The sequence below is a fragment of the Cryobacterium sp. TMT2-15-1 genome (assembly GCF_004402345.1).
Taxonomy (GTDB): domain Bacteria; phylum Actinomycetota; class Actinomycetes; order Actinomycetales; family Microbacteriaceae; genus Cryobacterium; species Cryobacterium sandaracinum.
This window is the reverse complement of record NZ_SOGD01000059.1, coordinates 99,642-114,976: the sequence shown is the minus strand read 5'-3', so window position 1 is coordinate 114,976 and position 15,335 is coordinate 99,642. Positions and strand designations below refer to the sequence as shown.

The following is a 15,335-nucleotide window of genomic DNA, read 5'->3' as shown; positions in this document are numbered from 1 at the left end:
ATCCGGTCGCCCCGGCGACAGGAGAATTTCCATGACCGAACACGAACTCATCTCGCTCTGGACCCGGGCCCGCTGGCACATCATCGTGTCCCAGCTCGCTCCGACCTTCCTCCTCACGGCGCTCGTGGCCTTCCTGTCCCTCGGCCTGGCGGAGGCCGAGCTGAGCGTGCGCATCGCGGCCGCGGGCATCCTGCTGGCCTCGGGAATTCTCGGCGCGCTCGCTCAAATCGCATCCGCGAACGAAGGGCTCGCCATCGTGGCCGACCTGCGCGCGCTGCCCGCGAGCAGCGCCCTCGGGCGCGGCGTCATCGCCTCCGCGCCGTGGATCAACGTCGTGCGCTTCCTGACCCCCGCAGTCTTCGTGGTCGTCTACATCGCCCTCGTGGCGGCCCTGTTCCTACCGTTCGCTTAGCCAATCACCACCACATCTCGTCGTTATCGGAATGTGGACCCCTAGGAATGGTGACGTCGACGCACAGGGTGTGAGGTCGAATGGACAAACCCGAAATTTTGGGCCGACAAGCGCACCGGCTGTTCCCCGACGAGGGACTGATTGGCGTCCTCGACAGGGTCGAGTCCACTCCCCGAGGCATTTTTCCTCAGCCAGCGCGCAGATCGTCGATCGCCTCGGCACCATGCAGAACGAGTGGGCCGAAGCGCAGGATTTCAGCTCCGTCGACACCTACAGGGCACCGTTCACCAACCTCACGTTCGACTGGGTCTGCCCTGAGGACCTGCGCGAGCGGGTGACCGCGACGTGCGACACACCTTATGTCCAGTACTTCATTCCAGGAGACCATTGGACGCATGGACAAGCGGGAGACCACCCCGGCGGAGGGCACCACCTACCGGTTCGCAATGGAGGATCGAAGCGCTTCCCGGACATCCTGCAGGCCCGAACCGAAGCGAAACGAACCCGTACTACATCCACTCGTCCCAGCTGCCGGTGGGCTTCACCGACGACCCGTTCGTGGCCCTCATCCGCCAGGACGAGCTGCAGAGCACGTTCACCGGCGGCGTCTGTGCGGTGCGGACCATCGTGATGGGCCACTTCCGCCCGGTTAGCTCGATCAGCATCGGCCAGAAGAGCGAACGCGAACGATCTGCAGATTGCGTGACTTGTCGCACTGTCTGCCTGCGACGGGCTGCTGGCCCGGCGCGGCTGGAAGCCCCCTGGAGCAGCTGGGCTAGACGGCGTCCTGGTAGACCCACCGGCGGTTCAGGCGCACGAACCGGCTGATCTCGTGCTGCTGCGAGGAGACGCCGCCGGACCGGCTGTGCGCGGTGAACTCCACCACCCCTTCGGTGTCGAACGGGCCGCCCTGCTTTGTCCGTTCGATCTCGAGGCGGAGCCAACGCACGTCGGCGTCGAGTTCCAGCACCTCCGGGCGGGTGAGCGGATGCCACGTCGTGAGCAGGTAGTCCGGCTCCCCCACCGCGAAGGCCGCGTACCGGGACCGCATCAGCGCCTCCGCGGTGGGCGCGAACGCGTCCCCGCGGTGGAACCGGCCGCAGCACGCGGAATAGGGGTTGCCGCTCAGGCAGGGGCACGGTCGAGGGCGCTGCGGGCTCTCCGCGTGGATCGAAGTCTCTGGCACCCCTCCAGTATCGCGCAGCGTCCGGGGCGCCGGAACCCGGTCGGCTCGGTCTCGTATTTGCGTACTGCCGCCTGTTTGACCGCAGCGTCGCAGTCACCTCCCCCGGTGCCGGGTTCGTTCTGTGGCTCCCGTCGCTCGAGTGTCGACCGGACTCGCAGCGATACTCGCGGTGCGGGCAACCGGTGGCGGGACGGTCGGGGCGAAGTGGTCGGCGAGCCGGTCCGGCCAGATCGGCGGCCGCCGCCAGGGTTCCGGCTCCTCGAACAGGTGCGTGGCGCCGGGCACCAGAGTACGGCCCGGTACCCGTCTGTCAGGCTCGACTGAGGAAATGACTGTTTGGGAATGCCGGGCGAAGGAGCCTAGAGTCAGCCCATCATGAATGACATTGCGATCGGCAGATACAAGCACTACAAGGGCCACCTCTACGAGGTTCTCGGCGTGGCCCGGCACTCGGAGACCGAGGAACAGCTGGTGGTCTACACCGCCCTGTACGGAGAACGCGGGCTGTGGGTGCGCCCCCTGGCCATGTTCACCGGAACCGTCCGCATCGACGGCGCAGAGATGCCCCGCTTCGCCCTGATCGACGGCGCGTGATCCTAAGCCCCGCCAATGAGCTTTTCTGCCCCACATAACCAGAACAGGCCTCGACCGAAGTCGAGGCCTGTTTCAGGTTTTCGCTGCGTTGTGCTATTCGGTGGATCCGAGGGGATTCGAACCCCTGACCCCCTGCATGCCATGCAGGTGCGCTACCAGCTGCGCCACGGACCCAGAATGTGTTTCGCGACTTCCCCGAAACAACTTCTCTAGGCTACTACATGATTAGCTAGCTACTGACCACCGCTACTCGGCGGCCTTGTGGGCAGGCAGTTCGATGGGAATGACGGGGCAGTCTTTCCACAGACGTTCGAGCGAGTAGTACACGCGCTCTTCCTCGTGGAAAATGTGCACGACGAGATCGCCGAAGTCAACAAGGACCCAGCGCCCCTCGGCACGACCTTCGCGACGCAGCGGTTTGTGGCCGGCCTCGGTCATCTTGTCTTCGATCTCACCGGCGATGGCCACCACGTTGCGCTCGGAGCGGCCCGTGACGATCAGGAAGATGTCGGTGAGAGGCAGGGGATTGGATACGTCGATTGCGACGAGGTCCTCCCCCGCTTTCGAGTCTGCGGCGGCGGCGGCCACCTGGAGGAGCTCGAGAGCATGGGCAGAAGCGGTCATCGAATGAATCCCTGAGTTAGTGAAAGCGAAATGGATGGCATTAGAAAATCTTGAGAACGTAGCCGGCCACGATCAGGGCCAGCACGCCGAAGGCGAGGACGCCTGCGGTGACGGTTAGGACGGCCGGGACGGTCAACCCGCGCTTTTTCGGTGGAGCCATGACTCCCCGGGTCGAAGCGTGCGTGCTGACGGCGCGGCTCGCACTGACCGGGGCGACGTCACTATGGTGTCCACCCTCGTCGAGCTGGTCGAGCATCTGATCCATGTCCGACGAGTCGAAGACGTTCGGCAGGGCTCCGGTGGAACCGAGGCTGCGGGGCAGGTCGATGGACCCGGTGACCATAATCTCACCGGTGCTCATCAGCGGGCCCGACGAAGATCCGTGGTGCGGGATGGACGGCAGGATCAGGGCGTTGGTCGTGGTCGGAATGCCGCCGGCGCTGATGCCGCGAGCCACGATCTGGTCGAACGGTTCGAGCTGTGTCACGCCGGGAACGTGGTCGTCGACCTCGTCGCGGGCCAGCGACCAGTGTCCGACCGGCGGGTGGAGCACTCCGGGTCGGGACTTGACCTTCGTGCGCGGGGAGGCCTCGATCAGGAACTCGACGGGCGGCGCCACCTTGGCGGGGGCCACCGGAACGTGCAGCGCGTCGATGGCGAAGGGGTGCGCAGCCGTCTCGGGCACAGATGCGGGTGCGATCGGGGCAGCCGGGAGCGCCGACTCGGTGTGGGAGTTGTGCTTCAGCAGGAATTCGCCGGAATCGCCGGTCTGTGCGGTCTGAAGCGCGCGCAGCTCACGACGGGTCAGGGTGCTGTGGTCCTGCGCGTGGACAACGCTGCTCATGCTGTCGACGGCGCGGGGCGCGAACGCGGACGGTGCGGCGGGATACTGCTGGGCGGCGTGCTGCCGTGCGGAATGGGCATCCGTCACCGGAACCGGCGCCTGATCCGCCGGAGCTGGTTCGAGCGGCGCCGGAGGCGCAGGAACGTCGGATTCGCCGGCGACGACCTGCTCGTTCCGACTAGCCAACTCGCGAGCTTGTCGCCGCGTCAGTGGCTGTGGGTCATTACCCAACGTCATGCCACACTCCGATACAGATGATGCTTTGAGATGTACTGGACGACCCCATCGGGGACCAGATACCAGACCGGGAATCCCCGATTCACACGTTCCCGGCAGTCCGTGGACGAGATGGCCAGAGCCGGAACCTCCAACAAGCTTACGTCCTGGTGGGGCAATCCCGAAATACTGAGCTCGTGTCCCGGACGACTCACAGCCACGAAATGGGCCAGGTCCCAGAGCTCCTGAACATCTTTCCAGCCCAGGATCTGCCCCATCGCGTCGGCACCCGTAATGAAGAAGAGCTCCGCGTCCGGGCGTTCGGCGTGCAGATCCCGCAGGGTGTCGATCGTGTAGGTGGGCCCGGTCCGGTCGATGTCGACCCGGCTGACCGTGAACCGGGGATTGGAGGCGGTGGCGATGACCGTCATGAGATACCGGTGCTCGCTCTCGGTCACATCTGCCTTCTGCCACGGCTGACCGGTGGGAACGAAAATGACCGTATCAAGGTCGAAGCTCTGAGCCACCTCGCTGGCGGCCACAAGGTGCCCGTGGTGGATGGGGTCGAACGTGCCGCCCATCACGCCGATGCGCGGTGGGCGGGCCCCGGGATTATCGATGGGTGGCGCTTCCGGTTAGTGGTCGCTGCGCGCGCCGCCGTGGGCGTCGGCGTAGGCCTTCGCCTTGGCCTGGTGGCGGTTGGCGACATCCCGGTAGGACCAGACGACGAAGCCGAGCGCGGCGAAGACCACGAGGGCGATCACTCCGTAGAGGAAGATCGGCATCGGCAAATCGACGAGACCGGCCTCAGCCAGCACAACGGTCAGGAACGACATGGGTTTCTCCATTCAGGGACACACAAGGCACAGTGATGCGCCACCGCCAACAGTCTAGCGGGGCTATGCGCGCACCTGGCCGGAGCCACGCACTATCCACTTGGTGCTGGTGAGCTCGGGCAGACCCATCGGCCCGCGAGCGTGCAGTTTCTGGGTGGAAATGCCCACCTCGGCTCCGAAACCGAACTCGCCGCCATCGGTGAACCGGGTCGAGGCATTGACCATGACCGCCGCGGAATCCACTTCTCCGAGGAACCGGTCGGCGTTCACAATGTCGTTTGTGATGATCGACTCCGTGTGACCGGTCGAGTAGCGACGGATGTGCGCAATGGCGTCGTCGAGGGAGTCGACGACTGCCACGGCCAGTTCGAGGCCCATGTACTCGGTGGACCAGTCCTCCTGCGTGGCCGGCACGGCCGCGGGGAAGATCTCGCGCACGCGGTCGTCGCCGTGCAGGGTAACGCCGGACTCCGTCAGCTTCGCCAGAACGGCCGGCAGGAGCCGCGCGGCCGCGGCCTCGTGCACGAGCAGGGTCTCGAGGGCGTTGCAGACACTGGGCCGGTGCACCTTCGAGTTGTGCACGATGTCGACCGCCCACTCCGGATTCGCCGACTCGTCGATGAAGATGTGCACGACGCCGGCCCCGGTCTCGATCACGGGCACGGTCGACTGGGTGACGACGGCCCGGATCAGGCCGGCGCTCCCCCGCGGGATCAGCACGTCCACAAGGCCGCGGGCCTGCATCAGCTCGGTGGCACCGGCACGGCCGAACGGGTCGATGGTCTGCACGCACGCCTCGGGCAGGCCGACCTGCCTGATCGCGTCCTGCAGCAGGGCGACGAGCACCCGGTTGGTGTTCTCGGCGGCCGATCCGCCCCGCAGGACGACGGCGTTGCCGCTCTTCAAAGCGATGGCGGCTATGTCCACAGTGACGTTCGGGCGGGCCTCGTAGATGACGCCGACGACACCGAAGGGCACACGCACCTGGCTGATTCGCACGCCGTTGGGCAGGCTGGAGCCGCGCACAACTTCCCCGACGGGATCGGTGAGCAGGCTGATCTCGAGCACGGCGTCGGCGAGGGCGTTAATGCGCGCCTCGTCGAGGCTGAGGCGGTCGAGCATGCCCTCGGAGAGGCCATTGTGCGTGCCGGCGGCCAGATCCAGGGTGTTGGCGGCCAGAATTTCCGCCGCGCTCCCCCGCAGGGCGGCGGCGATCCCGTGCAACGCCTGGTTCTTCAGCCCGGTCGGCGTCGTGGCCAGAGTTCGGGCGGCGGTGCGGGCGGCTTCGAGGATCGGGGTGATCTGAGGTGAGTCGGTCTGCAGCATCCCGGTAGTTTAGGCCAGAGCGGGTTCGAACCAGGTTCCGACCGGGTCGCCGCGGAGTGCCTCGGCCACCAGACCAGTCGATGTGAGCAGCACGGCAGTGCCGGCCTCCGCCGCGATCCGCGCGGCCGACACCTTGGTGTCGGCACCCCCGGTGCCCACCCCGGAGCGGCTGCCGCTGAGCTCGACACCGAGCATGGGATCGCCGCAGGGGACGTGATCGATGCGTTCCGCGCCCGGCAGGTGCGGCGCACGCGTGTAGAGGGCGTCGACGTCGCTGAGCAGGACCAGCAGGTCGGCGTGGATGAGCGTGGCGACCAGGGCGGCCAACCGGTCGTTGTCACCGAAACGGATCTCGTGGGTTGCGACCGTGTCGTTCTCGTTGACGATCGGCAGGATGCGCAGACCGAGCAGGCGATCCATCGCCCGGTGGGCGTTGCCTCGATGCGAGGGGTTTTCCAGGTCGCCGGCAGTGAGCAGCACCTGGCCGGCGACGATGTCGTACCGGTCGAGGCTGTCCTGGTAGCGGAAGATGAGCAGATTCTGGCCCACGGATGCCGCGGCCTGCTGGGTGGCCAGGTCGGTGGGGCGCTCGTCGAGTTGCAGGTAGGGCATGCCGGTGGCGATGGCCCCGGAGGAGACGAGGACGATCTCCACTCCGCGCCCGTGCGCTTCGGCAAGGGCATCGACGAGCGGGATGATCTGTGCGATGTTCGCGCCGCTGATCGAGGAGGAGCCGACCTTCACAACGATGCGCGCGGCCGACGCGACCTCGTGTCGGCCGAGTGCGCTCACAGAAGCGCTCGGCCGGGCGCGGTGGGCATCGGCTCGAACCAGGTGCCACAGGAGCCGCCGCGGAGGGCCTCTGCGGCCAGGCTCGTCTCGGTGACGAGAACGGCCGTTCCGGCGGAGGCGGCCAGGCGGGCCGCCTTCACCTTGGTGTTCGCCCCGCCGGTGCCCACGGTGCCGGTACCCTTGTTCGCCCCGAACTCCATGCCGTCCAGTTCCTGGTCGAACCCGATGAAGTCGATCGGCTCCGCCCCGGGCAGGTGCGGGGGCTTGGTGTAGAGCGCGTCGACGTCACTGAGCAAGAGCAGTAGGTCGGCACGGATGAGCACCGAGAGCATGGCGGCGAGCCGGTCGTTGTCTCCGAATCGCAGCCCGTAGGTCGCGACCGTGTCGTTCTCGTTCACGACGGGCATGATGCGCAGGTCCAGCAGTCGGTTCACCGCGCGGCGGGTGTTACTGCGGTGCGGCTCGTTGAGCAGGTCACCCTCTGTCAGCAGCACCTGCCCCGCGGCAATGCCATAGCGGTCCAGAGTCTCCTGATAACGGGCCGTGAGCACGTTCTGGCCCACGGATGCCGCGGCCTGCTGGGTGGCCAGGTCGGCCGGCCGCTCGTCGAGGTTGAGGTAGTCCATGCCGCTGGCGACGGCGCCGCTTGACACCAGGACGACCTCCACGCCGCGATTGTGGGCCTGGGACAGGACCTCGATCAGAGGTGCGATCTGCTCGGAGTTGTCTCCGCTGATCGACGAGGAGCCGACCTTCACGACGATGCGCCGGGCGGAGGCTACCTGGGCGCGGGCGCGGTAACTCATTCGGCCCCGCTCTCCTTACGGGGCGACACCGGGACTGAACCGTCGCCCGTGAGAGTGTCGCCGTTGTATTCTTCCTCGCCGGTCGACCACATGCCGGCTTCGCGCTCTCGGATCAGTTCGGCGCGTGCGGCTGCCTTGGCGTCCATCCGGCCGAAGTACTCCTCACGGCGCTCGTTGCTGGTGCGTCGCTTGGAGTCGTCAAGGCGGGTATCGGTGCCACGCGGGGCCGTGATCAGTTCGGCCGTGGAGGTGAGGGTGGGCTCCCAGTCGAAGACCACGCCGTTGCCGGGCCCGATGATGACCGTCGAGCCGGCGATCGCGCCGGCCTTGAACAGTTCGTTTTCGATGCCGAGCTTGGCCAGGCGGTCGGCCAGAAAGCCGACGGCCTCGTCGTTCTTGAAGTCCGTCTGCTGCACCCAGCGCTCGGGCTTGGTGCCGATGATGCGGTAGATGTTGCCGAACGACCCACCCTCGACCTTGACGACGAAGCCGCTGTCGTCGACGGCCTTCGGGCGGATCACGATGCGCGGCTTGACGGCCTGCGCCGCGGCGGCCTCGACCCGGCCGGCCTCGACGGTCTCGGCCAGCGCGTAGTTGAGCTGCTTGAGACCCTCATGGCTGACGGTCGAGATCTCGAACACGCGGTAACCGCGCGCCTCGAGGTCGGGCTTGACGAACTCCGCGAGCTCCCGGCCCTCGGGAACGTCGATCTTGTTCAGGGCGATCAGCTGAGGGCGCTCGAGGAGCGGCTTCTGGCCGTCGGGCACCGGGTAGGCGGCCAGTTCGCCGAGGATGACGTCGAGGTCGCTTTGCGGGTCACGGTCAGGGTCGAGCGTGGCGCAGTCGAGGATGTGCAGCAACGCCGTACACCGTTCCACGTGACGAAGGAATTCGAGGCCGAGGCCCTTTCCCTCGCTGGCGCCCTCGATCAGTCCGGGCACGTCGGCGACGGTGTAGCGTACCTCGCCGGCATCCACGACGCCGAGGTTGGGGTGCAGGGTCGTGAACGGGTAATCCGCGATCTTGGGCCGGGCCGCCGAGATGGCCGCGATCAGGCTGGACTTGCCGGCCGAGGGGTAGCCGACGAGCGCGACATCCGCCACGGTCTTGAGCTCAAGCTGGATGTCGCCTTCCCAGCCGTAGGTGCCAAGCAGGGCGAAGCCGGGGGCTTTGCGTTTGAGCGAGGCCAGTGCCGCGTTGCCGAGCCCGCCCTGACCGCCCGGCGCCACGACGATGCGGAAGCCCGGCTCGGTCATGTCGGCGAGTTCGTTGCCCTCGGCGTCTTTGACCACGGTGCCGAGCGGTACGGCCAGCTCCATCAGCTCGCTGCCGAAGCCGGCGCGGTGGTCACCCATGCCGGGGCCGCCGTTCGCGGAGCTGCGGTGCGGGGACCGGTGGTAGCCGAGGAGGGTCGTCACGTTCGGGTCGGCGACGAGAACGATGTCACCACCGCTTCCGCCGTTGCCGCCGTCGGGGCCGGCAAGCGGCTTGAACTTCTCACGCTTGACGGAGACACAGCCGTTCCCTCCGTTGCCTGCTCGCAGGTGGAGAGTGACGTGGTCAACAAACGTGGCCATGGGGGTGCCCCTTTCAGGTGGCAAAAAGCTCAGTGGTGCCTAAATCGTCGGTGCTGTGGATCTTGTCGTGCGGGTGCCGTAAAACACGCAAAGGGCGAGCCGAAGCCCGCCCTCACGCTTACCGATGTGGAATGCTTAAGCGGCAGCCACCACGATGTTGACGACCTTGCGACCGCCCTTGGCGCCGAACTCAACCGAGCCGGGCTCAAGAGCGAAGAGCGTGTCGTCGCCACCACGGCCGACGTTGACGCCGGGGTGGAAGTGGGTGCCGCGCTGACGGACGATGATCTCGCCCGCGCTGACGACCTGACCGCCGAAGCGCTTCACGCCGAGGCGCTGGGCGTTGGAGTCGCGACCGTTGCGAGTGGAACTCGCGCCTTTTTTATGTGCCATCTGTTCTGCTCCTCAGGGCCTAGGCGATGCCGGTAACCTGAACGCGAGTGAGCTCCTGACGGTGCCCCTGACGCTTCTTGTACCCGGTCTTGTTCTTGAACTTCTGGATGACGATCTTCGGACCGCGGAGATCGTTCAAGACCTCAGCCGTGACCGTGATCTTGGCCAGTGACTGCGAGTCAGAGGTGATCGTGTCGCCGTCGACGAGAAGCACTGCGGCCAGCTCGACGTTGCCGTCCTTGTTGGCTTTGATTCGGTCCATCGTGACGATGGTCCCGACCTCTACCTTTTCCTGCCGCCCACCGGCGCGCACAACTGCGTAAACCACGTTACGTACCTATCTCTGGGGAGCCGTGAGGCCCCGTGATGGAAAGTTACTGCTTTAAACACGCCAAGTCGGCCCGTCGCTCTCAGAAAACCTCGGTGATCGCGGGGGCAAAGGCCCGTCGCACACCAAAAGTCAACGTTAGCCGATCCTGCTGCAACGGTCAAACCGAGGCCGGATCATAGAATCGGGTGATGACCGTCTTGATCGACAAGCCGATGTGGCCCGCGCATGGCACCGTCTGGTCCCATCTTGTCAGCGATTCGTCACTGGCCGAACTGCACGCGTTCGCGGCCCGCAACGGAATCCCCCGTCGCGGCTTCGACCTGGACCACTACGACGTTCCCGCCCACCGCTATGACGCCCTCGTCGCCTCGGGGGCGCATCCGGTGGACAATCGGGAACTGGTTCTCCGGCTCCGCGCAAGCGGCCTGCGTGTGCGCGGCCGGGACCGATCGCGCCGCGGCCTTCTCCCGGAGTCCTGATCGGGCCTCGAAGCGCTGCCTTGCCGGTTGAGCGAGACCGGGCGACCGGCGACGCCCTGCCCCGCGGGCTGTGCGCCGCCGGTTGCCCGATCGACTCGATTCGTTCCTGCGCGGATTCTCGCTACTGCGGGGAATCCGCGGCCGTGGTCACGATCGGCTGGGCCGACCCGGTGGATCCGCCGGCCGTCGTCACCCGGCGGCTGCGTGAACGCCCCTGGCCCGGCTGCTTGGGCTCGGGCAGGGCATCCAGCACCGAGTCCAGCAGCTGGTCAGTGACCTGCTTGCTGACCGGGCGGCGGCTACGGGAGGACTTCTTGACCGGGATGTCCAGGATGGCGACGGGCTCGTCGTCGTCGGGCGCCGTGGCCTCGAGCGCGGCAGGCGCCTCGACCGGGGTCTGCTGCGCCCCCTGCACCGGGGTTTCCGGGGTCACGATAGGCGCTGCGTCCCGCTGTCGGGGCGTGGAGGACGCCCTACGGCTGCGGCGTGCCGGCGGTGCAGACGTCTCGGCCGCGACTGCCTCTTTCACGGCCTCCTCGATCGGGTTGGCCTCGGCGGCCGGAGCGGCTGACGCGGCGGCCGCCTTCTCCGCGGGAAACGATTCCGGCTTCGCCTCAGGCAGGGCGATGATCGGGATCGAGCCGGTCAGGGCGCGCGGGATGGTGCGGGCGGCGATCAGGGCGAGGGCGTGCTTGGCATCCTCGGTGATGCCGTGGGTGCCATGTCCGGACTTGCCGGCATCGGCCTGAGGCGCGTGCGCGGCTGCGGAGTTGGTACCGTTGCCGTTGCCGTTGCCGTTTCCGCCGCGGTTCCCGCCGTCGCCGCCGGAATTGGTGCCCGACTTGCTGCGCGGGCGACGCTCCATGGTCGGCTGAGCCGTCTGGCGGTGCTTGAGCACCGGGTCGTGGTGGATGACGATGCCTCGGCCGGCACAGGCGTCACAGTTCTCGCTGAATGATTCCAGGAGTCCGAGACCGAGCTTCTTGCGGGTCATCTGCACAAGCCCGAGCGAGGTGACCTCGGCGACCTGGTGCTTGGTGCGGTCGCGGCTCAGGCATTCGAGCATGCGGCGCAGTACGAGGTCGCGGTTGGTTTCGAGGACCATGTCGATGAAGTCGACGACGATGATGCCGCCGATGTCGCGCAGACGCAGCTGGCGAACGATCTCTTCGGCAGCCTCGAGGTTGTTCTTCGTGACGGTCTCCTCGAGGTTTCCACCAGAGCCGACGAACTTGCCGGTGTTGACATCGACGACGGTCATGGCCTCGGTGCGGTCGATCACAAGGGAGCCACCGGACGGTAGCCATACCTTGCGGTCGAGGGCCTTCTCGATCTGCTCCGAAATGCGGTACTCGTCGAAGGCGTCGTTCTCACCCTCGTAGCGCTCCACGCGCTCCACCAGGTCCGGTGCGACCTGGCGCAGGTAGGCCTCGATGACCTCGCGCGATTCCTCGCCGGAAATGACCATCTTCTGGAAGTCCTCGTTGAAGACATCCCGCACGATCTTGATCAGAAGGTCCGGTTCGCTATGCAGCAGGGCCGGTGCCTGCACCGTGTCGACCTGCTTGGCGATGGACGCCCACTGGGAGGTGAGCCGGTTGACGTCGAGCGTGAGCTGCTCGTCGGTGGCACCCTCGGCCGCGGTGCGCACGATGACTCCCACGTTCTCGGGCAGAACCTCCTTGAGGATCTTCTTCAAGCGGGCCCGCTCGGTGTCGGGCAACTTGCGGCTGATCCCGTTCATCGAGCCGTTCGGCACGTAGACGAGGTAGCGGCCGGGCAGTGACACCTGGCTGGTGAGTCGCGCACCCTTGTGCCCGATCGGGTCCTTCGTGACCTGCACGAGAACCTTGTCGCCCGGCTTGAGCGCGAGCTCGATGCGGCGAGCCTGGCTGCTGTTGCCGGAATTCTCGGCGGCGGCCTCCCAGTCGACCTCCCCCGAGTACAGCACGGCATTACGGCCGCGTCCGATGTCGACGAAGGCGGCTTCCATGCTCGGCAGCACGTTCTGCACCTTGCCCAGGTAGACATTTCCGATCAGCGAGGCATCCTGGTTCTTGGCGACGTAGTGCTCGACCAGCACACCGTCTTCCAGCACCCCGATCTGAATCTTGTTGTGCTTGGCCCGCACGACCATGACCCGGTCGACGGATTCGCGGCGGGCGAGGAACTCGGCCTCGGTGATCACCGGGCGACGGCGTCCGGCATCCCGGCCGTCACGGCGGCGCTGCTTCTTGGCCTCGAGGCGGGTCGATCCCTTGATCCGCTGGGGTTCGGTGATGAGTTCGGGTTCGCGGGGCGTGCGGACGCGAACAACGGTGTTCGCGGGGTCGTCGGATCCGGACCGGTTCTCGTCGCCGGTGCGCCGGCGGGCGCGACGACGGACGGTCGACGACTCGTCGCCCTCGTCGTCATGGTCCTGACGGATGTCCTGGCGTTGGTCCTGACGCACGGTGTCGCGGCGCGCTCCGGTGCGGGCCGGTAGCGGCACGATGACCGGGGCCTGAAACACCAGCGAGGTGGACGGGCGGCGGACCACATCGGCGGTCGGGGTGGGCGGCGTCGGTTCCACGGCAGCGTCCTGTTCTGAGTCGGGGGTTTCGCCGATGGGAGCGGCGGCTGCCGGCTCGGTCACGGCGTCGTCGGTGTGGACGCGGGGTGTCTGCGCTGCTGAAATCGGCTCGCGCGTCGCCGGGGCGACGTTCTGCTCGGCGTCATTGTGCTGCGGACTGTTGTGCTCAGGCGCGGCCTCCGGAGCGGCCACCGGGGTGGCAGACCTCCGCGAGGTGCGGCGGCTGCCGAACAAACCCTTGCGTTTTTTGATGTTTTCGTTGTCTTCCACCATCACTGGTGCGCTCCTTGACCGGTGTGGGCGACCGCGCCACCCATCCGGCTACTCTCTCGTGCGAGGATCGCGCTTGCGCGAAACCCTCGGAAATCCTCTTCGTTCGCAACCGGCTCTTGGCTCTGGCTGCTAATACCTTTGGTCGTGGGACCAATGAATCTGGGCCTTTACGGCCCATTAAGACTTGTCTGGCGTCAACTTGAGCGCGGCCCAAGCGACTGTTCCGATTATCGCATGCATTCTCAGGAACACATGCGAGGCACATGACATAATCCAAATGTGCCCCACAACCCGCCCGTCAAGCGCCCCATCGGGCTCGCCATCTTCTTCATCATCGGTGGTTTGATCGCCCTCACCGCGGCTTTCCTGCTGACCGTCGACAAGTTCGCGATCCTCGAGGACCCCCAGGCCCAGCTCTCCTGCAACTTCAGTGTGCTGGTGGGCTGCAGCACCAACCTGGGTTCGTGGCAGGGTGCCATCCTCGGGTTCCCCAACCCGTTGATCGGCCTGATGGCCTGGACGGTCGTCATCACGATCGGCGCCGCGATCCTGGCCGGGGCGCGGTTCGCCGGCTGGTTCTGGATCGCGCTGAACGTGGGCGTCACCGGCGCCCTCGCCTTCGTGATCTGGCTGATGGCACAGAGCTTTTTCGTGCTCGACGTGCTCTGCCCGTGGTGCATGGTGACCTGGACGGTCACGATCCCAATGTTCCTCGCCGTGACGCTGCACAACCTCACGGCGGGCAACCTCCCAGCGGCGCCCCGGGTGCGGCGCCTGGCATCCGTCGCCTACTCCTGGATCATCGTGATCACGATCGTCTGCTACCTGATCGCCGCCGTCATCGCCCAGGTCGAGATGGACTTCCTGAACCGCCTGTAGCGGAGCGCCTGCCTCGGCGGTCGCGTGTGTCGGGACCCGGTGACGTGGCGTTCGGAGGTTCGCCCCCACGGCTCCCAGCCCCGTCAGGTGAGGCCCCCGAGGTTGCCTGCACCTGGCTCAGCCGGCACCGCGGCTCAGCGCGTGGTGACGGTTCCGCCGAGAGAGGCGACCGCCCGCAACAGTCGGGGACCCTCGGCGACCCAGGCCACGAGCATCACGACCAGGGATGCGGCGAAGATCCAGAATCCGGTCCAGCCGTCGTCGCTCTGCGCCGCGTACATGTGGTTCAGGTTGCGCAGGGCACCGGTGGCGAACACCAGCGTGACGTGGATCACGATGAATGCAAGGAAGAAGACCATCACGCCCACGTGCACGGCCCTGGTCGGGCGCAGCGGGATCAATTCTCCAAGCCGGCGCGACGTGCAGAGCGGTGACAGGCGGATGCCCGAGGCCAAGGCGAGCGGCGCGGCCACGAACACGATGCTGAAGTAGCTCAGAGTTTGTAGCGCGTTGTAGTTCACCCAGCCGTTGGTGATCGGCCAGTCCAGCGAGGCGTACTGGAGGGCGGCCGAGAGCGCATTCGGAATGATGTCCCAGCTGACCGGAACGATGCGCACCCACTGACCGGTGACGAACAGCAGCACGTAGAAGACGATCCCGTTGAGTACCCAGAGGGCATCCACCGCGAGGTGCAGCCAGAGGTTGATACCCAACCGGCGGGGGGCACGTCGGGTTCGAAACAGGCCGGTGTTGCGCCGGGTCCAGAACATGCTCGGGCGCCCGGACGTGCGGATCTGCCAACCCGAACGCACGATGAAGAGCAGGAAGAAAACGTTCAGGCCGTGCTGCCACGCCAGCCACGCGGGGAAGCCGACGGGGGCCCACGACGGCAGCGGCGAGGCCCCCGGGAAGTCGACCAGGAACTCCTGCGCCATCGGCAGGGAACGGATGCCCCGGGCGGCGAGCACGACGGCGGCCAGCAGGATGATCGCCAGCGGGATGGCCCAGACCAGATTGAACCAGGGGTTCCGGGCATGCGGCATGGTGAGGCTTTCTAGTCAGACGAATCAAAGAGGATGTCGGCACGTGCTCAGCGGGGCACCGTCATCATCGGCCATTCTGCGACGGCGGTGCGCTTGGTGCACCAAGCACCGACATCGGCTTCCCACGAGAACAGCCGCTTCCCGGCATCCGG

The 15,335-nt window shown here is 66.6% G+C and carries 17 protein-coding genes, 1 tRNA gene and 1 pseudogene; 5 read left to right on the top strand and 14 right to left on the bottom strand.

Annotated elements, in window-relative coordinates; genetic code table 11:
- Positions 1 to 31: 31 nt before the first annotated feature.
- Together E3O62_RS15905 and E3O62_RS17625 are read left to right on the top strand one after the other, a co-directional pair.
- A complete protein-coding gene (locus E3O62_RS15905) occupies positions 32 to 412 on the top strand; it encodes a hypothetical protein (RefSeq protein WP_134399181.1) in 381 nt (126 codons plus the stop codon).
- Between the two features lie 31 nt (positions 413 to 443).
- Positions 444 to 659 (top strand): annotated as a pseudogene (locus E3O62_RS17625) (hypothetical protein); the annotation flags it as partial.
- A gap of 528 nt (positions 660 to 1,187) precedes the next feature.
- On the opposite strand, the gene E3O62_RS15890 reads toward E3O62_RS17625, so the two are convergent.
- Complete coding sequence (locus E3O62_RS15890) at positions 1,188 to 1,598, bottom strand: YchJ family protein (RefSeq protein ID WP_241973549.1); 411 nt, start codon at positions 1,596 to 1,598, stop codon at positions 1,188 to 1,190.
- Positions 1,599 to 1,973: 375 nt separating this feature from the next.
- Here E3O62_RS15890 and E3O62_RS15885 point away from each other — a divergent pair, with 375 nt between their 5' ends.
- The gene (locus E3O62_RS15885; RefSeq protein ID WP_134393896.1) at positions 1,974 to 2,192 is read left to right on the top strand and encodes a DUF1653 domain-containing protein; all 219 of its coding nucleotides are present in this window, start codon (positions 1,974 to 1,976) and stop codon (positions 2,190 to 2,192) included.
- A gap of 101 nt (positions 2,193 to 2,293) precedes the next feature.
- Here the strand turns inward: E3O62_RS15885 and E3O62_RS15880 are convergent.
- From E3O62_RS15880 to rplU, 11 genes are all read right to left on the bottom strand, one after another.
- A tRNA-Ala gene (locus tag E3O62_RS15880) sits at positions 2,294 to 2,366 on the bottom strand.
- A gap of 72 nt (positions 2,367 to 2,438) precedes the next feature.
- Positions 2,439 to 2,816, bottom strand: coding sequence for a ribosome silencing factor (rsfS, locus tag E3O62_RS15875; RefSeq protein WP_134393897.1), 378 nt, complete (start codon positions 2,814 to 2,816; stop codon positions 2,439 to 2,441).
- Between the two features lie 40 nt (positions 2,817 to 2,856).
- A complete protein-coding gene (locus tag E3O62_RS15870) occupies positions 2,857 to 3,846 on the bottom strand; it encodes a hypothetical protein (protein WP_134399179.1) in 990 nt (329 codons plus the stop codon).
- Between the two features lie 47 nt (positions 3,847 to 3,893).
- Positions 3,894 to 4,496, bottom strand: coding sequence for a nicotinate-nucleotide adenylyltransferase (gene nadD / locus E3O62_RS15865; RefSeq protein WP_255573929.1), 603 nt, complete (start codon positions 4,494 to 4,496; stop codon positions 3,894 to 3,896).
- Positions 4,497 to 4,511: 15 nt separating this feature from the next.
- A complete protein-coding gene (locus tag E3O62_RS15860) occupies positions 4,512 to 4,712 on the bottom strand; it encodes a hypothetical protein (protein ID WP_104169633.1) in 201 nt (66 codons plus the stop codon).
- Between the two features lie 63 nt (positions 4,713 to 4,775).
- Positions 4,776 to 6,038 (bottom strand): glutamate-5-semialdehyde dehydrogenase, encoded by a 1,263-nt coding sequence (locus E3O62_RS15855; RefSeq protein WP_134399175.1) that lies wholly within the window; start codon positions 6,036 to 6,038, stop codon positions 4,776 to 4,778.
- A 9-nt stretch (positions 6,039 to 6,047) separates the two neighbouring features.
- Positions 6,048 to 6,830 carry a glutamate 5-kinase gene (gene proB, locus E3O62_RS15850; RefSeq protein ID WP_104103424.1) on the bottom strand — a complete coding sequence of 261 codons (783 nt, stop codon included), beginning with the start codon at positions 6,828 to 6,830 and terminating at the stop codon, positions 6,048 to 6,050.
- Positions 6,827 to 7,636 carry a glutamate 5-kinase gene (gene proB, locus E3O62_RS15845; RefSeq protein ID WP_134399174.1) on the bottom strand — a complete coding sequence of 270 codons (810 nt, stop codon included), beginning with the start codon at positions 7,634 to 7,636 and terminating at the stop codon, positions 6,827 to 6,829. The genes proB (E3O62_RS15850) and proB (E3O62_RS15845) overlap by 4 nt, the downstream gene beginning before the upstream one ends.
- A complete protein-coding gene (gene obgE / locus E3O62_RS15840; protein WP_134393901.1) occupies positions 7,633 to 9,213 on the bottom strand; it encodes a GTPase ObgE in 1,581 nt (526 codons plus the stop codon). Before obgE ends, proB (E3O62_RS15845) begins: the two co-directional genes overlap by 4 nt.
- Before the next feature lie 135 nt (positions 9,214 to 9,348).
- Positions 9,349 to 9,606 (bottom strand): 50S ribosomal protein L27, encoded by a 258-nt coding sequence (rpmA, locus tag E3O62_RS15835; protein ID WP_104169636.1) that lies wholly within the window; start codon positions 9,604 to 9,606, stop codon positions 9,349 to 9,351.
- Positions 9,607 to 9,625: 19 nt separating this feature from the next.
- Complete coding sequence (gene rplU / locus E3O62_RS15830) at positions 9,626 to 9,934, bottom strand: 50S ribosomal protein L21 (RefSeq protein ID WP_104103412.1); 309 nt, start codon at positions 9,932 to 9,934, stop codon at positions 9,626 to 9,628.
- A 191-nt stretch (positions 9,935 to 10,125) separates the two neighbouring features.
- On the opposite strand from rplU, the gene E3O62_RS15825 reads away from it, so the two are divergent.
- Positions 10,126 to 10,416, top strand: coding sequence for a DUF4031 domain-containing protein (locus E3O62_RS15825; RefSeq protein WP_134399172.1), 291 nt, complete (start codon positions 10,126 to 10,128; stop codon positions 10,414 to 10,416).
- 121 nt (positions 10,417 to 10,537) lie between these two features.
- Here E3O62_RS15825 and E3O62_RS15820 read toward each other — a convergent pair whose 3' ends face one another.
- Positions 10,538 to 13,261: an Rne/Rng family ribonuclease gene (locus tag E3O62_RS15820; RefSeq protein ID WP_134399269.1), complete on the bottom strand. Its 2,724-nt coding sequence runs from the start codon at positions 13,259 to 13,261 to the stop codon at positions 10,538 to 10,540.
- Positions 13,262 to 13,540: 279 nt separating this feature from the next.
- On the opposite strand from E3O62_RS15820, the gene E3O62_RS15815 reads away from it, so the two are divergent.
- Positions 13,541 to 14,140, top strand: a complete 600-nt coding sequence (locus E3O62_RS15815) for a vitamin K epoxide reductase family protein (RefSeq protein WP_241973548.1) — start codon at positions 13,541 to 13,543, stop codon at positions 14,138 to 14,140.
- Between the two features lie 134 nt (positions 14,141 to 14,274).
- Here E3O62_RS15815 and E3O62_RS15810 read toward each other — a convergent pair whose 3' ends face one another.
- Entirely contained in the window at positions 14,275 to 15,183 is a 909-nt protein-coding gene (locus E3O62_RS15810; RefSeq protein ID WP_134393904.1) for a cytochrome b/b6 domain-containing protein, read from the bottom strand.
- Positions 15,184 to 15,335: the final 152 nt, after the last annotated feature.